Origin of the sequence: Pseudomonas sp. VD-NE ins (assembly GCF_031882575.1) — a bacterium.
Taxonomy (GTDB): Bacteria; Pseudomonadota; Gammaproteobacteria; order Pseudomonadales; family Pseudomonadaceae; genus Aquipseudomonas; species Aquipseudomonas fluorescens_BZ.
Map to the genome: position 1 here is coordinate 6,265,478 of NZ_CP134772.1, position 18,239 is coordinate 6,283,716.

An 18,239-nucleotide genomic window follows, 5' to 3' on the forward strand; every position below is an offset into this window, starting at 1 on the left:
GTCCAAAGTGACGCGGAGCGTCACGGGATTCATTCCCACGCAGAGCGTGGGAATGATCCTGCTGACTAGACCGCCATTGGCGCGGTCATTGGCGCGTGGTGCTCGTAGCCTTCCAGCGAAAAATCACTCGGCTCGACCAGCTCCAGCCATTCCGGCTGATACACGCCAGTCTTGGCAAACTCCGGCACACGATCCGAGATCTTCAGCTTCGGCATGGCGAACGGCTCGCGCTTGAGCTGTTCGTTGAGCATGTCCAGGTGGTTCTCGTAGACGTGCGCATCACCGATGAAATAGGTGAACCAACGCGGCGTGTAGCCGGTCAGGCGACCGATCAGGCTCAGCAGCGCGGCGCCTTCGGTGAGGTTGAACGGTGTGCCCAGACCCAGATCGTTAGAACGGATGTAGAGGGTCAGGGAAATTTCCTTGGTCTCGACATTCGGGTGGAACTGGTACAGCAGATGGCACGGCGGCAGGGCCATTTCATCCAGCTGCGCGACGTTCCAGCCGTGGAACAGGATGCGGCGGCTGCCCGGATCGTTGATGATCGTGTCGACGCACTGGCGCACCTGATCGATGGCTTTGTACAGCACCACGTAGGCTTGGCCGTCTTCTTCGCCCTGAGCGATCTGCTTGTAGCCGTTGGCCAGGGTTTGTTCGATGGCGGCGGTGTTGCTCAGCGGGATCTGCTTGTACGCCGGCCATTTGCGCCATTGCACGCCGTAGATTTCGCCGAGGTCGTCGTCGCCCTGACGGAACGGATTGGCCAGCCACTGCGCGTTTTCGTTGGCGTTCTGGTCCCAGACCTTGCAGCCCAGGGCACGGAATTCACCGGCGTTGTTGACGCCACGGAGAAATCCGCACATCTCGCCGATGGCCGATTTGAAGGCCATCTTGCGCGTGGTGATCGCTGGAAAACCTTCCTGCAGATCGAAGCGCAGCATCGCTCCCGGGAAGCTGATGGTGTTGATGCCGGTGCGGTTGGCCTGTTTGGTGCCGTTCTGAATGACGTGCGAGACCAGTTCGAGATATTGCTTCATGAGTTACCTGTGTCCTTTGAGCCCCGGCGTCGCGCGCCGGGGTTCGTAGTTTAAGCCGTCGGCGCGAGCGGTGCTGCCGGTGCGCGACGATAGGCCAGCCAGATCAGGAACAGCCCGCCGACGATCATCGGCACGCAGAGCACCTGGCCCATAGTCAGCCAGTTCCAGGCCAAGTAACCGAGTTGCGCATCCGGCACGCGGACGAATTCGACAATGAAACGGAAGATGCCGTAGAACAGCGCGAACATCCCGGAAACGGCCATGGTCGGACGCGGTTTGCGCGAGAAAATCCACAGGATCAGAAACAGCGCCACGCCTTCCAGCGCGAACTGATACAGCTGCGACGGGTGACGCGGCAGCTGCGCCGGATCGCTGAATGGCGGGAAGACCATGGCCCACGGCACGTCGGTGGCCTTGCCCCACAACTCGGCGTTGATGAAGTTGCCGATGCGCCCGGCGCCCAGACCGATCGGCACCATCGGCGCGACGAAGTCCATCAGCTGGAAGAACGACTTGCCGTTGCGCTTGCCGAACCACAACGCGGCCAGCATTACGCCGATGAAACCGCCGTGGAACGACATGCCGCCCTTCCACACTTCGAAAATCAGCGTCGGGTTGGCCAGGTAGGCACTCAGATCGTAGAACAGCACATAGCCCAGGCGCCCGCCGACGATCACGCCCATCGACATCCAGAAGACCATGTCGGAGAGTTTCTCCTTGGTCCAGGTCGGGTCGAAACGGTTGAGCCGGCGCGACGCCAGCAGCCACGCACCGCCGATGCCGATCAGGTACATCAGACCGTACCAGTGGATTTTCAGCGGACCGATGGCCAGGGCCACCGGGTCGATCTGCGGGTAAGGCAGCATTGCGACTCCTCGTTAGAGTTGAAACCAAAATTCCCGGGCGACGCTGCCACCACAGGATTAAGCCAGGATTGCGACGTGGTTAAAGCAAGAAGCTCAGACCCACGCTGAACAGCAAAGCGGCGAACAGCCGTTTCAGCAAGCGCGGCGACAACCGATGCGCCAAACGCGCGCCGATGCGGGCGAAGACCATGCTGGTCAGGGCGATGCCCAACAACGCCGGCAAATAAACAAAACCGAGACTATGCGGTGGCAACAACGGATCGTGCCACCCCAGAATCATGAAACTTAATGCACTGACCAGGGCGATCGGCAGACCGCAGGCCGACGAGGTCGCCACGGCTTGCTGCATCGGCACGCTGCGCCAGGTCAGGAACGGCACGGTCAACGAGCCGCCACCGACGCCAAAAATCGCCGAGGCCCAACCGATTATGCTGCCGGCCACGGTCAGACCGAGTTTGCCCGGCACCGTTCGGTTGGCCTTGGGTTTGATGTCCAGCGCCAGTTGCACCGAGATGATCAAAGCGAACACGCCGATAATCTTTTGCAGGTGCGGCCCGGAGATCGCTTCAGCGGTCAGCGCACCGAAACCTGCACCGAGCAGAATGCCGACGGCCATCCACATGAAAATCGGCCAGCGCACCGCGCCGCGTCGATGATGCTCTCGCACAGCGTTGACCGAGGTGAAGATGATCGTCGCCAGCGACGTCCCGACCGCCAGATGGGTGAGGATCGATTGATCAAAGCCCTGCAAGGTGAAACTGAACACCAGCACCGGCACGATGATGATCCCGCCGCCGACGCCAAACAGCCCGGCCAGCACGCCCGCACAGGCGCCCAGCGCCAGATAGAGCAGAAATTCCATGACCGTCTCCCCAGACCGCATCCGCAAAACCGGAGCGGCATGGTAACGGATGCACACCCTTTGGCTCCACTGGCGATGGATGCACGGACGCTGGATGCGTAGAGTGAGCAAAAAACACACAAGGACCACCTTATGTGCCTGATTGTTTTCGCCTGGCGCCCGGGCAATGCCCAGCCGCTGATCGTCGCGGCCAACCGTGACGAGTTCTACGCCCGGCCAAGCCTGCCGCTGGCGCAATGGCCGGAAGCGCCACATGTGCATGCCGGGCGTGATCTTGAGGCCGGCGGCACCTGGCTGGGGATTGGTGCCAACGGGCGCTTTGCGGCGCTGACCAATATTCGCGATCCGCAGCAGCCGCCGGCGCGCAAATCGCGGGGTGAGTTGGTGGCGCGGTTTCTGACCAGTGATGCGTCGATTGATGATTATTTGAACGATGTGGTCGGGCGTTCGGCGGAATATGCCGGGTTTAATCTGCTGCTGGGCAATAGCCATGAGCTGTGGCACTTCAATGCGCGGATGTCGGAGCCGGTGATGCTGGAATCGGGCGTCTACGGGTTGTCCAATGCGGGGCTGGATACGCCGTGGCCGAAGTTGCTCAAGGCCAAGGCTGGGTTGAGTGCGGTGCTGGAGGATCCGACACCTGCGCGGTTGCTGGGTTTGTTGAGCGATGCGCAGACTGCGCCGTCTGCCGAATTGCCGGATACCGGGGTCGGCATGGCAACGGAGACGTTGTTATCGAGTGTGTTTATTGCCAGCCAGAGTTACGGCACGCGGGCGAGTACAGCGCTGATCGTGCAGGCGGATGGGACGCGGCGGATGGTCGAGCGCAGTTTCGGGCCGTATGGCGGTCATTTGGGCGAAGTGGAGATAACAGCTTAAGAGCAGACCCTCACCCCAGCCCTCTCCCGGAGGGAGAGGGGGTCGACCGAGGTGTCTTGAGCCATACATCGACCTGAAAGACCGAGTCGATTATGGATTTAGCAAGGCACTACCAGGTCGGTGCAGGTCGACTTTGGATTCAGCAAAGCATTTTCAGGTCGGCGTACCTCTGCAGCATCCCCCAATCAGTCCCCTCTCCCCCCGGGAGAGGGCTAGGGTGAGGGGCTTTTGATCTTCAGAGGGCCTTGACCACCGCCGGCGGATTCATCTTCGACAACCCAAGGTTCTTCAGCGCCAATTGCAGCGAGCTGTGGATAACTTGCGGGTTGTCGATGGTCATCAGCTCCGCCAGCAATTCCTGAGCCTTGCTCAGATTGACCTGACGCAGCATCCACTTCACCTTCGGCAAGTTGGTAGCGTTCATCGACAAACTGTCGAAACCCATCGCCATCAACAGCACCGCCGCCGCCGGATCACCGGCCATCTCGCCGCAAATACTCACCGGTTTACCTTCGGCATGCGCATCGCGCACCACGGTTTGCAGGGCTTGCAGTACCGCCGGGTGCAGGTAGTCGTAAAGATCGGCCACACGCGGGTTGTTACGGTCGACCGCCAGCAAATACTGGGTCAAGTCGTTGGAACCGACGGACAGGAAGTCGACCATCCGCGCCAGTTCCTTGGTCTGGTACACCGCCGCCGGAATCTCGATCATCACGCCAATCGGCGGCATCGGCACGTCGGTGCCTTCGTCGCGCACTTCGCCCCAGGCCCGGTGAATCAGGTGCAAGGCTTCTTCGAGTTCGTGGGTGCCGGAGATCATCGGCAGCAGAATCCGCAGGTTGTTCAGGCCTTCGCTGGCCTTGAGCATCGCGCGGGTCTGCACCAGGAAGATTTCCGGGTGGTCGAGGGTGACGCGAATGCCGCGCCAGCCGAGGAACGGGTTGTCTTCCTTGATCGGGAAGTACGACAGCGACTTGTCACCGCCGATGTCGAGGCTGCGCATGGTCACCGGTTGCGGGTGGAACGCGGCGAGCTGCTCGCGGTAGATCGCCAGTTGCTCCTTCTCGCTCGGGAAGCGCTGGTTGATCATGAACGGCACTTCGGTGCGGTACAGGCCGACACCTTCGGCGCCACGCTTCTGCGCCCGCGCCACATCGGCGAGCAAACCGGTGTTGACCCACAGCGGCATGCGGTGGCCATCAAGGGTCACGCACGGCAGGTCGCGCAGGGTGTCGAGGCCCAGCGCCAGTTGTTTCTCTTCTTCGACGACTTCGGCGAACTGCTTGCGCAGCACTTCGCTCGGGTTGGTGTAGACCTCGCCACGGGTGCCATCGACGATCATCTCGATGCCGTCGACCTTGGCGTACGGCAGGTCGACCAGCCCCATGACCGTCGGGATACCCATGGCCCGGGCGAGGATCGCCACGTGCGAGTTGCCTGAACCGAGTACCGAAACCAGACCGACCAGCGTGCCTTCCGGCACCTCGCCGAGCATTGCCGGCGTCAGTTCTTCGCTGACCAGAATGGTTTTTTCCGGGTAGACCAGGTTCTGCTGGCGCTCTTCCTGCAAATAGGCGAGCAGGCGGCGACCGAGGTCTTTGACGTCCGAGGCACGCTCACGCAGGTAAGCATCGTCCATCAGTTCGAAACGGTTGACGTGCTCAGTGACCACCTGACGCAACGCGCCCTGGGCCCACTGGCCGGTCTTGATCACGGTGGTGATTTCGCTGCCCAGCGAGGCATCATCGAGCATCATCAGGTAGACGTCGAACAGCGCGCGTTCTTCCGGGCGAAGCTGCGTTGCAAGCTTGGCGGACAAGGCGCGCATGTCGGCGCGCACGCCTTCGATGGCGGTCTTGAACAGCGCCAGCTCAGCGTTAATATCGGTGATGGTCTTGTCGGGCACCACGTCGAGATCGGCCGGCGGCAGCATGACCACCGCCGTACCGACCGCCGCACCCGGCGAACCCGGCACGCCGACGAACTTGGCTTCCTGAATGCCTTTGCCCTGACGGCCCAGCCCCCGGATCGAACCGGTGGCCTCGGCGTGGGCGATTACGCCGGCGAGCTGCGCGCTCATGGTTACGAGGAAGGCTTCTTCACCTTCGTCGAACTGGCGGCGTTCTTTTTGCTGGATGACCAACACGCCGACGACGCGGCGGTGGTGAATGATCGGTGCGCCGAGGAACGAGGCATATCGCTCTTCACCGGTTTCGGCGAAGTAGCGATAGCGCGGGTGATCCGCAGCGTTTTCGAGGTTCAGGGGTTCTTCACGCGTGCCGACCAGACCGACCAGACCTTCGTTGGGTGCCATGCTGACCTTGCCGATCGAGCGCTTGTTCAAGCCCTCGGTGGCCATCAGGACGAAGCGGTTGGTCTCGGGATCAAGCAGGTAGACCGAGCAGACCTGGCTGCCCATGGCCTCTTTGACGCGCAACACAATAATCCCCAACGCCGCCTTGAGATCCTTGGCGGAGTTAACTTCCTGGACGATCTTGCGCAGCGTATTGAGCATGGCTCGGGGTCGAACTCCGTCGTCAGTCGCGCGCTAAAAGGCGCGGGGCAAGCTCTTTGAGGGCGCGGCGATACACCTCGCGCTTGAATGTCACCACCTGGCCCAACGGATACCAATAGCTGACCCAGCGCCAGCCATCGAACTCCGGTTTACCGGTCAAATCCATCCGCACCCGCTGCTCGTTGGAGATCAGGCGCAGGAGAAACCATTTCTGTTTCTGGCCGATGCACAGCGGTTGGCTGTGCGTACGCACCAGACGTTGCGGCAAACGATAGCGCAACCAGCCCCGAGTACAGGCCAGTATTTCAACATCTTCACGTTCCAGGCCAACTTCTTCGTTCAGCTCGCGGTACAAGGCGTCTTCCGGCGTCTCTTCAGGGTTGATTCCCCCTTGCGGAAACTGCCAGGCATCTTGATTGATACGGCGAGCCCATAGCACCTGGCCGGCGTCATTCGTCAGAATGATCCCGACATTGGGGCGGAAACCATCGGGGTCGATCACGGCAACAACCTCGCAAACGCATGTCGCCGCATTGTTCCACAAAGGTTGATAAGGCGGCAACGAAGCTTCCTACCTTATGTGCACTCTTGTGAAAAGACCGTATTCTTGTCGCCTTTTTACAGACTTATCAGCGGGTAACTGCAATGCGCCTGGCACTCTTCGATTTGGACAACACCCTTCTGGGCGGCGACAGCGATCACGCCTGGGGCGACTATCTGTGTGAACGCGGCTTCCTCGACCCGATTGCGTACAAAGCGCGCAACGACGAGTTCTATCAGGATTACCTGGCCGGCAAACTGGATAACGCCGCGTACCTGAACTTCTGCCTGGAGATCCTCGGCCGCACCGACATGGCCGTGCTCGATCAATGGCACAGCGATTACATGCGCGACTGCATCGAGCCGATCGTGCTGCCGCAAGCGCTGGAACTGCTGAAAAAGCACCGCGATGCTGGCGACAAACTGGTGATCATCACTGCGACCAACCGCTTCGTTACCGCACCGATTGCCGTGCGCCTGGGCGTTGAAACCCTGATCGCTACCGAGTGCGAAATGGTCGATGGCCGTTACAGCGGGCGCAGCACTGATATTCCGTGCTTCCGCGAAGGCAAGGTGACGCGCCTGAACCGTTGGCTGGAAGAGACCGGGTATTCGCTGGAAGACAGCTATTTCTATAGCGATTCGATGAATGATTTGCCGTTGCTGGAGCAGGTGGCGAACCCCGTTGCGGTCGATCCGGATCCGAATCTGCGGGCTGAAGCCGAGAAGCGTGGCTGGCCGGTGATCAGTCTGCGCGGCTAATTACGCCATCGCTGGCAAGCCAGCTCCCACAGGTTTTTCGGCTGTCCACAATATCCGTGTTCACTGAAGATCCCTGTGGGAGCTGGCTTGCCAGCGATTGGAACAACTCGGTCTCAACCCTTAAACAGGCTTGGCACCCATCAACGCCGCAATGGCGAGAAATCCGATGCCGCTGACAATCGCCAGCGCCAGCGTGAATTTCCAGTTACCAACCCCGCCAGTCCACAGCCGATTAAGCCGCACCAACAACCACACTGCACTCAACGTGGCCACGGCATAGATCACGCTGGAACCCAAAATCCAGAACTGCCCCAGTGGCCAGCCGATCAGGTGTACCAACCACCAGCCGGTGAAAGGCATGCTGAGCATCGCGATCAGCATCAAACACCAGACAAACAACCAGGGGCGCTGCATCGTGCTGGCCGGCCCTTCGCTGCGATTACGCCAGGTCAGAGCGGCGAGCCCCAGCCCGCTCGCGAGTATGACCACGGTCGCCGCGACGTGAAGGACTTTCAGGGTGCTCAGGGTTTCCATGAATTTCTCTTCCTTGGGCCATGCCCATCAGCGTAGCCGCTCAGCCGAGAAACAGCTGATAGGCCGGGTTTTCGCTTTCATCCCAATACGGGTAGCCGATTTCCTCAAGGGCTGCCGGCACCAGATGACGCTCATCGTGCGGCACTTGCAGGCCCGCGACCACGCGACCATCGGCAGCGCCGTGGTTGCGGTAGTGGAACATCGAGATGTTCCAGCGCCCACCCAGCTTATTGAGGAAATTGAACAGTGCGCCCGGACGCTCCGGGAATTCAAAGCGGAACACCACTTCATCAATCACGTGCGCCGCGTGGCCACCGACCATATGACGGATGTGCAGCTTGGCCAGTTCGTTGTCGGTCAGGTCGACGACCGGGAAACCCTGCTCGGTCAGGCTCGCCAGCAGTGCGCTGCGCGGGTCGTTTTCCGGGTGGGTCTGCACGCCAACGAAGATATGTGCTTCGCTGCCGGTGTTATAGCGATAGTTGAATTCGGTGATCTGACGCTTGCCGACGGCCTCGCAAAACGCCTTGAAGCTGCCGGCCTTCTCAGGGATGGTCACGGCGATGATCGCTTCGCGGCCTTCACCCAACTCGGCGCGCTCGGCGACGTGGCGCAGGCGGTCGAAGTTGACGTTGGCGCCGGAATCGATGGCCACAAAGGTCTGGCCGCTGACACCGCGCAACTCGACGTATTTCTTGATCCCGGCCACGCCCAACGCTCCGGCAGGTTCGGTGATCGAGCGGGTATCGTCGTAGATATCCTTGATTGCCGCACATATCTCGTCAGTGCTGACGGTGATCACTTCGTCGACATAGTCTTTGCAGATATCGAAGGTGTGCTGACCGATTTGCGCCACCGCTACGCCGTCGGCAAAGATGCCCACGGTCGGCAACACCACGCGCTCGCCGGCGGCCATTGCCGCTTGCAGGCAGTTGGAGTCGTCCGGCTCGACGCCGATGACTTTGATGTCCGGGCGCAGGTATTTCACGTACGCAGCAATACCGGCGATCAGACCGCCGCCGCCGACCGGGACGAAAATCGCGTCCAGCGGCTGCGGGTGCTGGCGCAGAATCTCCATGGCCACAGTGCCCTGCCCGGCGATGGTGTGCGGATCGTCGTACGGGTGGATGTAGACGTAACCTTTTTCATCGACCAGTTTCAGCGAGTAGGCCAACGCTTCCGGGAACGAATCACCGTGCAGCACCACTTTGCCGCCGCGCGAACGCACGCCCTCGACTTTGATTTCCGGAGTGGTCTTGGGCATGACGATGGTGGCTTTGACGCCCAGCACTTTCGCCGCCAGGGCCAGACCTTGCGCATGGTTGCCCGCCGACGCGGTGACCACGCCACGGGCGCGTTCTTCATCGCTCAGTTGCGTCAGTTTGTTGTAGGCGCCGCGAATCTTGAACGAGAACACTGGCTGCAAGTCTTCGCGCTTGAGCCAAATGTCATTGCCCAGCCGCTCGGAGAGCTGGCGAGCGTTCTGCAGCGGGGTTTCTACGGCAACGTCATAAACGCGCGAGGTGAGGATCTTTTTGACGTACTGTTCGAGCATCGGAAAGCATCACTGAGCGGTTGAGCGGGACCGAGGAGTCTAACCCGGCTTTTGCCCGCACGACCACACGAATCCAGAGGTTTTAGACGCGCTTGCGGCTATAATGCCGGCCTTTCCGTTCTCACCTTGCCCGCTTCCGGAGCCCGCATGACCCAGGATCAACTCAAACAGGCAGTGGCTCAGGCCGCCGTCGACTTCATCCTTCCGAAACTCGACGACAAGAGCATTGTCGGGGTCGGCACCGGCTCCACCGCCAACTGCTTCATCGACGCCCTGGCCCAGCACAAGGGTGCGTTCGACGGCGCCGTCGCCAGTTCCGAAGCCACCGCCGCGCGCCTCAAGGGCCACGGGATTCCGGTGTATGAGCTGAACACCGTCAGCGACCTGGAGTTCTACGTTGATGGCGCCGATGAAAGCGACGCGCACCTGAACCTGATCAAGGGCGGCGGCGCTGCCCTGACCCGCGAGAAGATCGTCGCGGCCGTGGCCAAGACCTTCATCTGCATCGCCGACGCCAGCAAACTGGTGCCGGTGCTGGGCGAGTTCCCGCTGCCGGTCGAAGTGATCCCGATGGCCCGCAGCCACGTTGCCCGCCAACTGGTGAAACTGGGCGGCGACCCGGTGTATCGCGAAGGCGTGCTGACCGACAACGGCAACATCATTCTGGATGTGTTCAACCTGCAGATCACCAACCCGGTGGAGCTCGAAGCGCAGATCAATGCGATCGTCGGCGTCGTGACCAATGGCTTGTTCGCGGCGCGTCCGGCGGATCTGTTGTTGCTGGGGACCAGCGAAGGCGTGAAAACCCTCAAGGCTGAGTAAACCCAGACTGCCCACACTTTATGGGCAGACGAATAAACCTGTGGGAGCGAGCTTGCTCGCGCATGCGTCAGTTCAGCCAACATCTTCATTGGCTGACACGACGCCTTCGCGAGCAAGCTCGCTCCCACAGTGTTTTGTGGTGTGAGTTAGGGCTGTGCAGGTTTTTTGAAGACGTAAAACAGATTCGGCTCACTCACCAGATACAACGTCCCGTCATCATCCATGGCAATGCCTTCCGCCTGCGGCACGGTTTTCTTCAGACCCTGACGCCCGCCACTGATGGACATCGTGCTCAACGGCCGCCCATCGACATCCAGTTCCAGAATCAGCCGCGACTCATCCGACAGCGCCAGCAAATGCCCGCTGCGCTCGTCGTACTGCAAACTCGACAGATCGCGCACAAACATCCCGGCATCACGCTTGGGATCGTTGATCACATGGACGGCGTAGGACTTCTCCGGATTGAAGTGCGGAAAACCGTGCACTTCGTAGATCAGCATCGGGTTACGCTCTTTCGCGACAAACAGACGCTTGCCCACCGAGTCATACGCCAGGCCTTCAAAGCCTTTGTTGCTGGCCATATGCACGCCAAGGGTCATCTGCTCGGCATCCGCTGCGTCGAGGAACGTGGTGGCTGCTTCCAGGTGAATCTTGATCAGCCGCTGCTGACGCTCATCAGTGATCACGTAGGTGTCGGCGCTGATGAACTCGACGGCTTCCGGATCGCCGAAACCAATCAGGGCGATGCGCCGCAGGATCTTGCCTTCGAGCGACAGTTCGACCAGTTCGGAATTCTTGTTGGTCACGGTGAACAGGCTTTTGCGCACCGGATCGAAGGTCAGCGCCGAAACATCATCGTCCAGACCCTCGATGACCCGCGCCTCGATCTCGACGCGATACTGATCCAGGCCGATCGACTCGCTACTCTGCGGTTGCCACAGCGTGTGCAGATTGAACCAGGCGCGCTCGAACAGGCGCATGTATTGGCCGATCGCAATCAATGCGATCAGGGCAATCATCGACAGGAGAATAATCAGAGGCTTGGGGCGGGCAAGTCGACGCATTCGGGTGAGCTCGGGATCAGAACAGGCGGATGAAATATCACGCCTGTCTGAACTGAAGCTTAATGGCCACTTGCCTCAAACCACAAGCCAGCTCCTACATTGGAATCGATAAAGGCTGCTATTTCTGTTTTTCGAAGCGATAGAATAGGTTGGGCTCGCTGACCATGTACAGCGTGCCCGCCTCGTCCATGGTCACGCCTTCGGCGCGGGGGATGGTGTTTTTCAGACCGTTGAAGCCGCCAAGCAGGGTCATGAAGCTGACCTGCTCACCCTTCTCGTCCAGCTCCAGCAACAGGTGCGAATCAGCGGACAGCACCAGAGTATGTTGGGTGCGCGGGTCAATCGCCAAGGCAGAGAGGTTGCGAATATCCAGTTCATCACTGGCAAGTTTCTGCTTGTCGCCCTTGAGAATCTGACTGCCATCGCTCTTCCAGGTGAACAGCGCTGGTGGCCGCTCCTCACCGAGCAGCAGTTGCTGGTTGTGCGAATCCCAGGTAATCGCCTCGAAGGCTTTGTTCTGGTCTTTCGACGGGCCGAGGTCGTATTTCGGGAAGTCGGCGATGTTCAATTCGCGGGTGTCGGCATCGACTTTGACGATCGACAGCATGTGCTGACGCTCATCGACGATGGCCATCAGGCCGTTTTCCATCACCGTCAGGCCCTCCGGATTGCTCCAGCCCACCAGCGGCATCTTGCGCAGCACATCACCTTGCAAGGTCAGTTCGGCGAGAAACGGGTTTTTACCCATCACCGAAAACAGTGTTTTGGTCTGCGGGTTGTACGAGAGGTCTGAGGCCTCGTCCTTCTCCATCCCCGTCAACGGCTTGGCATCGATCACCACCCGATAGTCCGGCAGCCAGATGCTTTCTTTCTGCTCGGCCTGACTTTCGAAGCGTTCCTGCAGCCACAGCACACCGCGATCATCCCAATGCATGGCAAACGCCACGGCATAAGCGGCGGCAATCACCAGCAAAAGCCAGACATACCAACGCAGGGCGAAACGTGAACGGCGGGTGGGTTTGAGCTGAGCTTGAGATGACATCGATGGACGCGTTCCGAAAATTCAGGCTATGGGTAATAGCACAAAGAGGCCGGCTCAGACGCCAGAATGAGAGGAATTATCCGTACAGGATGTGAAAAAAACGGCAAATGGCGGGATTGTCGTGTGCTGCCAGCGATCTGCAGGGCACTACAAAACAATGTGGGAGCGAGCTTGCTCGCGAAGACGGAGTGTCAGGCAACGATGATGTCGACTGACCTGGTGCCTTCGCGAGCAAGCTCGCTCCCACAGGGGATTTGCGGCGTGGCGGTTAGCGCACACTGCTGGTGAAGCTGCTCGCGCCGACCAGTTCGAGGACGATGTCATCGCCCACGTTCAGCGGGCCAACGCCGACTGGTGTGCCGGTGAGGATCACGTCACCGGCCTGCAGCGAGAAGCAGCCGGCCATGTGCTGGATCATCGGCACGATCGGGTTGAGCATCGCGCTGCTGTTGCCGTCCTGACGCACTTCGCCGTTGATGGTCAGGCGAATGCCGATATCAGTCAGGTCAGCAAATGTGCTGCCGACCACGAACGGGGCGATCACCGCTGCGCCGTCGAACGACTTGGCGATTTCCCACGGCAGGCCCTTGGCTTTCAGTTCGGCCTGCTTGTCGCGCAGGGTCAGATCCAGTGCCGGGGCAAAACCAGAGATGGCGTCGAGCACTTCTTCACGGCTCGGCTTGGTCGACAACGGCTTGCCGATCAACACAGCGATTTCCGCTTCGTAATGCACCGAACCGCGCTCGGTCGGAATGGCGAATCCCCCCTCCAGCTCGACCACGCAACTACCCGGCTTGATGAACAGCAACGGCTCGGTAGGTACCGGGTTGTCCAGTTCCTTGGCGTGTTCGGCGTAATTGCGGCCAATGCACACGACTTTCCCGATCGGGAAGTGGATGCGCGTACCGTCGACGTACTGGTGCTGATAGCTCATTTACCGACTCCTGCCTTCATTGATTCATCAAAGATTGCCGATCAAACCGCGAAAATCTTGCCCGGGTTCATGATGCCGTTCGGGTCGAACACCGCTTTCACCGCTTTCATGTACTCGATCTCAACCGGCGAGCGGCTGTAGGTCAAGTAATCGCGTTTGGTCATGCCCACACCGTGCTCGGCGGAGATCGAACCGTTGTACTTCTCGACGGTTTCGAACACCCACTTGTTGACGGTCGCACACTTGGCGAAGAACTCATCCTTGCTCAGGTTATCCGGCTTGAGAATGTTCAAGTGCAGGTTGCCATCGCCGATGTGGCCGAACCAGACGATTTCGAAGTCCGGATAGTATTCGCCGACGATCGCGTCGATTTCCTTCAGGAACGCTGGCACTTTCGATACGGTGACCGAGATGTCGTTCTTGTACGGCGTCCAGTGCGAGATTGTTTCGGAGATGTACTCGCGCAGTTTCCACAGGTTCTGCAGTTGGGTTTCGCTCTGGCTCATCACACCGTCCAGCACCCAGCCCTGCTCGACACAATGCTCGAAGGTTTCCAGTGCGCTGTCGGCCACTTCTTCGGTGGTCGCTTCAAATTCCAGCAACGCGTAGAACGGGCAATCGGTTTCGAACGGCGCCGGCACGTCGCCACGGCCCATGACTTTGGCCAGGGCTTTGTCGGAGAAGAATTCGAACGCGGTCAGGTCGAGCTTGCCCTGGAAGGCATGCAGCACCGGCATGATCGAGTCGAAATCGGCGGTGCCGAGGACCATCGCGGTGAGATTTTTCGGCGCACGATCGAGGCGCATGGTCGCTTCGACGACGAAACCGAGGGTGCCTTCAGCGCCGATGAACAACTGACGCAGGTCGTAACCGGTGGCGTTCTTGATCAGGTCTTTGTTCAGTTCCAGCACGTCACCCTTGCCGGTGACGACTTTCATGCCGGCGACCCAGTTGCGGGTCATGCCGTAGCGAATCACCTTGATACCGCCGGCATTGGTGCCGATATTGCCGCCAATCTGGCTGGAACCTGCCGAGGCGAAGTCGACCGGGTAGTACAGGCCTTTTTCTTCGGCGACGTTCTGCAAATGCTCGGTGACCACGCCCGGCTGACAAACGGCGGTGCGGTCGGTGAGGTTCACGTCGAGAATCTGATTCATGTAGTCGAACGAGACGACCACTTCGCCGTTGGCAGCCACCGCTGCGGCGGAAAGCCCGGTGCGGCCGCCCGATGGCACCAGCGCGACCTTGTGCGTGTTGGCCCAACGGACCACCGCCTGCACCTGTTCAATGGTCTTGGGAAACACGATAGCGCTCGGCGCCGGGGCGAAGTGCTTGGTCCAATCCTTGCCATACGCATTCAGGGAGTCGGCATCGGTCAGGACCTTGCCAGGCTCGACCAGGGTCTTCAGTTCTTCAATCAGGGCAGGATTGGTCATCGACAGAACTCTCGAACAATTCATGGTCATCCTGAGAACGCTTCACGTCGCAGGAATGAGTGTTTAGCGGGGAGGCTATGCTAGCATATCGACCCCGCAGGACAGTGCCCAAGGCCAGATCCGCGGAGACGACTTTCTTGTCGTCCGGGTCAGCGTCTGTTGACCATTTCCTGCCATTTTTCTCCGGGATACAGGTTTACGCAGATGAGCAAGACTTCTCTCGATAAGAGCAAGATCAAGTTCCTTCTTCTCGAAGGCGTCCACCAATCGGCTGTCGACGTCCTCAAGGCGGCGGGCTACACCAGCATCGAATACCTGACAGGTTCCTTGCCGGAAGCCCAGCTCAAGGAAAAGATCGCTGACGCTCACTTCATCGGCATTCGTTCGCGCACCCAACTGACCGAAGAGATCTTCGATCACGCGAAGAAGCTGGTCGCGGTCGGCTGTTTCTGCATCGGCACCAACCAGGTTGACCTGAGTGCTGCCCGTGAGCGCGGCATCGCCGTGTTCAACGCGCCGTACTCCAACACCCGTTCCGTAGCGGAACTGGTACTGGCCGAAGCCATTCTGCTGCTGCGCGGCATCCCGGAGAAAAACGCTTCCTGCCACCGTGGCGGCTGGATCAAATCCGCAGCCAACTCCTTCGAGATCCGTGGCAAGAAACTCGGCATCGTCGGCTACGGCTCGATCGGCACGCAGCTTTCGGTTCTGGCTGAAGGTCTGGGCATGCAGGTGTATTTCTATGACACCGTGACCAAGCTGCCACTGGGCAACGCTACGCAGATCGGCAGCCTGACCGAACTGCTGGGCATGTCCGACATCGTCACCCTGCACGTTCCGGAAACCGCTGCGACCCAGTGGATGATCGGCGAGAAGGAAATCCGCGCCATCAAGAAGGGCGGCATCCTGATCAACGCTGCTCGCGGTACCGTGGTCGAGCTGGACGCCTTGGCGGACGCGATCAAGGACAAGCACCTGATCGGCGCGGCCATCGACGTATTCCCGGTGGAGCCACGCTCCAACGACGAAGAGTTCGAAAGCCCGCTGCGTGGCCTCGATAACGTGATCCTGACCCCGCACATCGGTGGTTCGACCGCTGAAGCGCAGGCCAACATCGGTCTGGAAGTGGCAGAGAAACTGGTCAAGTACAGCGACAACGGTACCTCCGTATCGTCGGTGAACTTCCCGGAAGTGGCCCTGCCGGCTCACCCAGGCAAGCACCGCCTGCTGCACATCCACGAGAACATCCCGGGTGTGATGAGCGAGATCAACAAGGTCTTCGCCGAAAACGGCATCAACATCTCCGGTCAGTTCCTGCAGACCAACGAGAAGGTTGGCTACGTGGTGATCGACGTCGACGCCGAGTACTCGGACCTGGCGCAAGAGAAGCTGCAGCACATCAACGGCACTATCCGTAGCCGTGTGTTGTTCTGATCAAGCGTAAAACGACAAAAAAAGGGAGCTTTCGGGCTCCCTTTTTCATGCACGGCGAAAAGGTTATTCGACGTTGACGGTGATTTTCTTCGAGACGATTGGCGGGTCGAATGCCATGTGACCGCTGTCGCCAAGTTCCAGCTGCAAGGTGTGTTTGCCCGGGGCGAGCTTGATGTCACCCTGGGTCTGCGCCTTGCCGAAGTGCATATGGTTGGCATCGGTAGGGACGACCGAACCGGCAGGAACAATTTCCTTGGCGTCGATCAGCAAGTGATGGTGACCGGTGTTCTTGGTGACGTCACCGGCCGGCGCCAGTGCGACGTCCTTGGTACCGAATTTGACGGTGAAGGTCTGCGAAACCGTGGCCCCGTCTTCGGGAGAAACGATGAACACTTCGGCGCCTTTGGGGGCCGGTGTCGCCGCACTGGCCAGCACCGAAACGCCCATCAGCACACCCGCGAACGCTGCACGTGACATAAAGCTTTTCATTTTCTTCTCCAGTTTTTCCGTAAAATCCGCACGGTCATGACAACTTCATGACCATTCGTTGTCGAAGGCACTCGACAACCATAGCAAAGCGAGCCTGACTCAGAGCGTCGCGATAATGATTTCAAAGGAGTGACCATGCGTTTTCTGCCTGGCCTGATCTGCCTGCTACCCCTTTTGAGCCCTTTGGCTCACGCCGAACTGATTGATGACGTCAACGACCGTGGCGAGCTGCGCATTGCCCTTGAGGCTAATACACCGCCCTTCAATTTCAAGGAAGGCGACACACTCACGGGGTTCGAGGTCGAGCTTGGGCAACTGCTGGCCAACGAGCTGGATGTGCGCGCCGACTTCATCGTCACCGACGAGGCCGACCTGCTCCAGGGCGTTGAAAGCGGCAAGTACGACGTCGCGCTCAACCACATAGCACTGACACCCGAACTCAAGGATCGTTTCGACTTCAGCGAGCCTTACGGCAAGGTCGATTCACAGTTGCTGGCGAAGAAGGATGAGCAGCCACGGCCGATGGTGCTGGTGCAGGCATTGACTGAAGAGAAGCCGAAAGCGGCGGCGCCGGTGGATCTGGCGATTCCGTTTCAGAAGGGTAATCCGGCGTTTCAGGCCAGTCTGGCGAGCGCGATGCAGCGGATCAGGGCGGATGGGCGTTTGGCAGCGCTGACTGAAAAGTGGTTGAAGCCTTAGAAGCCCCTCACCCTAGCCCTCTCCCGGAGGGAGAGGGGACTGAATGGGGGATGCTGAAGGGATACGCCGACCTGAAATGGGTATACCGAATCCGAAATCGACTGAAAATGGCTTTGTCGAATCCATAGTCGATCGTTCATGGCTTTGTCGACGTAATCGATCAGTCATGACTGTCTCGAATCCATAGTCGATAAGGTGTTTCAGGTCGGTGGACAACGCCAGACACCTCGGTCGGCCCCCTCTCCCTCCGGGAGAGGGCTGGGGTGAGGGCAACGATTCCGGATCAGTCCAAACCCGTCAGGGCCAGCGCTGCTTGCGGCAGTTCGAGTTCGCTGAAGACTTGCACACCATGGCGCTTGAGCAACGCGGCCGTCACGCCTTCGCCACTGACTTTGACCCCACTGAACGTCCCGTCGTAAGTCAGCAAATTCCCGCAAGAAGGACTGTTGGCCTTAAGCACCGCCACGCGGATGCCATATTTCTGCACCAGCTCCAGCGCCTGCCGCGCGCCATACAGAAACTGCGCACTGACATCCTCGCCATCAGTGGTGATCACCGCCGCGACACCATCAAGCACTTCACCGCCCTGCCCTCCGGGAATCTCCGCCGCCGCCCGCGGCGTCGGCAATCCTCCCGCGACCTCCGGACACAACGGCACGACCCGCCCTTCGGCAATCCACTGCTCCAGCAGATCAAACGGCCCGCTCGCGCCACCGTCATAACGCACGCGATGGCCCAGCAGGCAGCGACTGACCAGAATCCTGTCCAT

18 protein-coding genes are annotated in these 18,239 nt (G+C 59.8%); 5 read left to right on the top strand and 13 right to left on the bottom strand.

The window, feature by feature from the left end:
• Window positions 1–65 precede the first annotated feature (65 nt).
• The 3 genes from RMV17_RS28030 to RMV17_RS28040 all read right to left on the bottom strand — a co-directional run bounded on the left by RMV17_RS28030 (window position 66) and on the right by RMV17_RS28040 (window position 2,765).
• A complete protein-coding gene (locus tag RMV17_RS28030) occupies window positions 66–1,037 on the bottom strand; it encodes a thymidylate synthase (RefSeq protein WP_311884100.1) in 972 nt (323 codons plus the stop codon).
• Window positions 1,038–1,087: 50 nt separating this feature from the next.
• Entirely contained in the window at window positions 1,088–1,903 is an 816-nt protein-coding gene (gene lgt / locus RMV17_RS28035) for a prolipoprotein diacylglyceryl transferase (protein WP_007913003.1), read from the bottom strand.
• Between the two features lie 79 nt (window positions 1,904–1,982).
• Complete coding sequence (locus RMV17_RS28040) at window positions 1,983–2,765, bottom strand: sulfite exporter TauE/SafE family protein (protein ID WP_311884103.1); 783 nt, start codon at window positions 2,763–2,765, stop codon at window positions 1,983–1,985.
• Window positions 2,766–2,897: 132 nt separating this feature from the next.
• On the opposite strand from RMV17_RS28040, the gene RMV17_RS28045 reads away from it, so the two are divergent.
• Window positions 2,898–3,644 (top strand): NRDE family protein, encoded by a 747-nt coding sequence (locus RMV17_RS28045; protein ID WP_311884105.1) that lies wholly within the window; start codon window positions 2,898–2,900, stop codon window positions 3,642–3,644.
• A gap of 235 nt (window positions 3,645–3,879) precedes the next feature.
• Here the strand turns inward: RMV17_RS28045 and ptsP are convergent, their stop codons facing one another.
• Together ptsP and RMV17_RS28055 are read right to left on the bottom strand one after the other, a co-directional pair.
• Entirely contained in the window at window positions 3,880–6,159 is a 2,280-nt protein-coding gene (ptsP, locus tag RMV17_RS28050; protein ID WP_311884107.1) for a phosphoenolpyruvate--protein phosphotransferase, read from the bottom strand.
• 22 nt (window positions 6,160–6,181) lie between these two features.
• Window positions 6,182–6,661: an RNA pyrophosphohydrolase gene (locus RMV17_RS28055; RefSeq protein WP_003229203.1), complete on the bottom strand. Its 480-nt coding sequence runs from the start codon at window positions 6,659–6,661 to the stop codon at window positions 6,182–6,184.
• Between the two features lie 143 nt (window positions 6,662–6,804).
• On the opposite strand from RMV17_RS28055, the gene RMV17_RS28060 reads away from it, so the two are divergent.
• Window positions 6,805–7,461: an HAD family hydrolase gene (locus tag RMV17_RS28060; protein WP_311884109.1), complete on the top strand. Its 657-nt coding sequence runs from the start codon at window positions 6,805–6,807 to the stop codon at window positions 7,459–7,461.
• Between the two features lie 120 nt (window positions 7,462–7,581).
• Here the strand turns inward: RMV17_RS28060 and RMV17_RS28065 are convergent, their stop codons facing one another.
• Together RMV17_RS28065 and ilvA are read right to left on the bottom strand one after the other, a co-directional pair.
• Entirely contained in the window at window positions 7,582–7,995 is a 414-nt protein-coding gene (locus RMV17_RS28065) for a DUF2269 family protein (protein ID WP_311884111.1), read from the bottom strand.
• A 40-nt stretch (window positions 7,996–8,035) separates the two neighbouring features.
• Entirely contained in the window at window positions 8,036–9,550 is a 1,515-nt protein-coding gene (ilvA, locus tag RMV17_RS28070) for a threonine ammonia-lyase, biosynthetic (protein ID WP_034153709.1), read from the bottom strand.
• A 147-nt stretch (window positions 9,551–9,697) separates the two neighbouring features.
• Here ilvA and rpiA point away from each other — a divergent pair, with 147 nt between their 5' ends.
• Window positions 9,698–10,372 (top strand): ribose-5-phosphate isomerase RpiA, encoded by a 675-nt coding sequence (rpiA, locus tag RMV17_RS28075; RefSeq protein ID WP_007913886.1) that lies wholly within the window; start codon window positions 9,698–9,700, stop codon window positions 10,370–10,372.
• 146 nt (window positions 10,373–10,518) lie between these two features.
• Here rpiA and RMV17_RS28080 read toward each other — a convergent pair whose 3' ends face one another.
• From RMV17_RS28080 to RMV17_RS28100, 4 genes are all read right to left on the bottom strand, one after another.
• Window positions 10,519–11,436, bottom strand: a complete 918-nt coding sequence (locus RMV17_RS28080; RefSeq protein ID WP_311884114.1) for an SdiA-regulated domain-containing protein — start codon at window positions 11,434–11,436, stop codon at window positions 10,519–10,521.
• 118 nt (window positions 11,437–11,554) lie between these two features.
• Complete coding sequence (locus RMV17_RS28085) at window positions 11,555–12,478, bottom strand: SdiA-regulated domain-containing protein (protein ID WP_311884116.1); 924 nt, start codon at window positions 12,476–12,478, stop codon at window positions 11,555–11,557.
• 268 nt (window positions 12,479–12,746) lie between these two features.
• A complete protein-coding gene (locus RMV17_RS28095) occupies window positions 12,747–13,412 on the bottom strand; it encodes a fumarylacetoacetate hydrolase family protein (RefSeq protein WP_008085293.1) in 666 nt (221 codons plus the stop codon).
• Between the two features lie 41 nt (window positions 13,413–13,453).
• Window positions 13,454–14,848, bottom strand: a complete 1,395-nt coding sequence (locus tag RMV17_RS28100) for an FAD-binding oxidoreductase (RefSeq protein WP_311884119.1) — start codon at window positions 14,846–14,848, stop codon at window positions 13,454–13,456.
• 204 nt (window positions 14,849–15,052) lie between these two features.
• Here RMV17_RS28100 and serA point away from each other — a divergent pair, with 204 nt between their 5' ends.
• Complete coding sequence (serA, locus tag RMV17_RS28105; RefSeq protein WP_008085296.1) at window positions 15,053–16,282, top strand: phosphoglycerate dehydrogenase; 1,230 nt, start codon at window positions 15,053–15,055, stop codon at window positions 16,280–16,282.
• Window positions 16,283–16,345: 63 nt separating this feature from the next.
• Here serA and RMV17_RS28110 read toward each other — a convergent pair whose 3' ends face one another.
• Window positions 16,346–16,771, bottom strand: a complete 426-nt coding sequence (locus RMV17_RS28110) for a DUF4399 domain-containing protein (RefSeq protein ID WP_311884122.1) — start codon at window positions 16,769–16,771, stop codon at window positions 16,346–16,348.
• A 135-nt stretch (window positions 16,772–16,906) separates the two neighbouring features.
• On the opposite strand from RMV17_RS28110, the gene RMV17_RS28115 reads away from it, so the two are divergent.
• The gene (locus tag RMV17_RS28115; RefSeq protein ID WP_034151954.1) at window positions 16,907–17,470 is read left to right on the top strand and encodes a transporter substrate-binding domain-containing protein; all 564 of its coding nucleotides are present in this window, start codon (window positions 16,907–16,909) and stop codon (window positions 17,468–17,470) included.
• A gap of 283 nt (window positions 17,471–17,753) precedes the next feature.
• On the opposite strand, the gene RMV17_RS28120 is transcribed toward RMV17_RS28115, so the two are convergent.
• Entirely contained in the window at window positions 17,754–18,239 is a 486-nt protein-coding gene (locus RMV17_RS28120; RefSeq protein ID WP_311884127.1) for a DUF523 domain-containing protein, read from the bottom strand.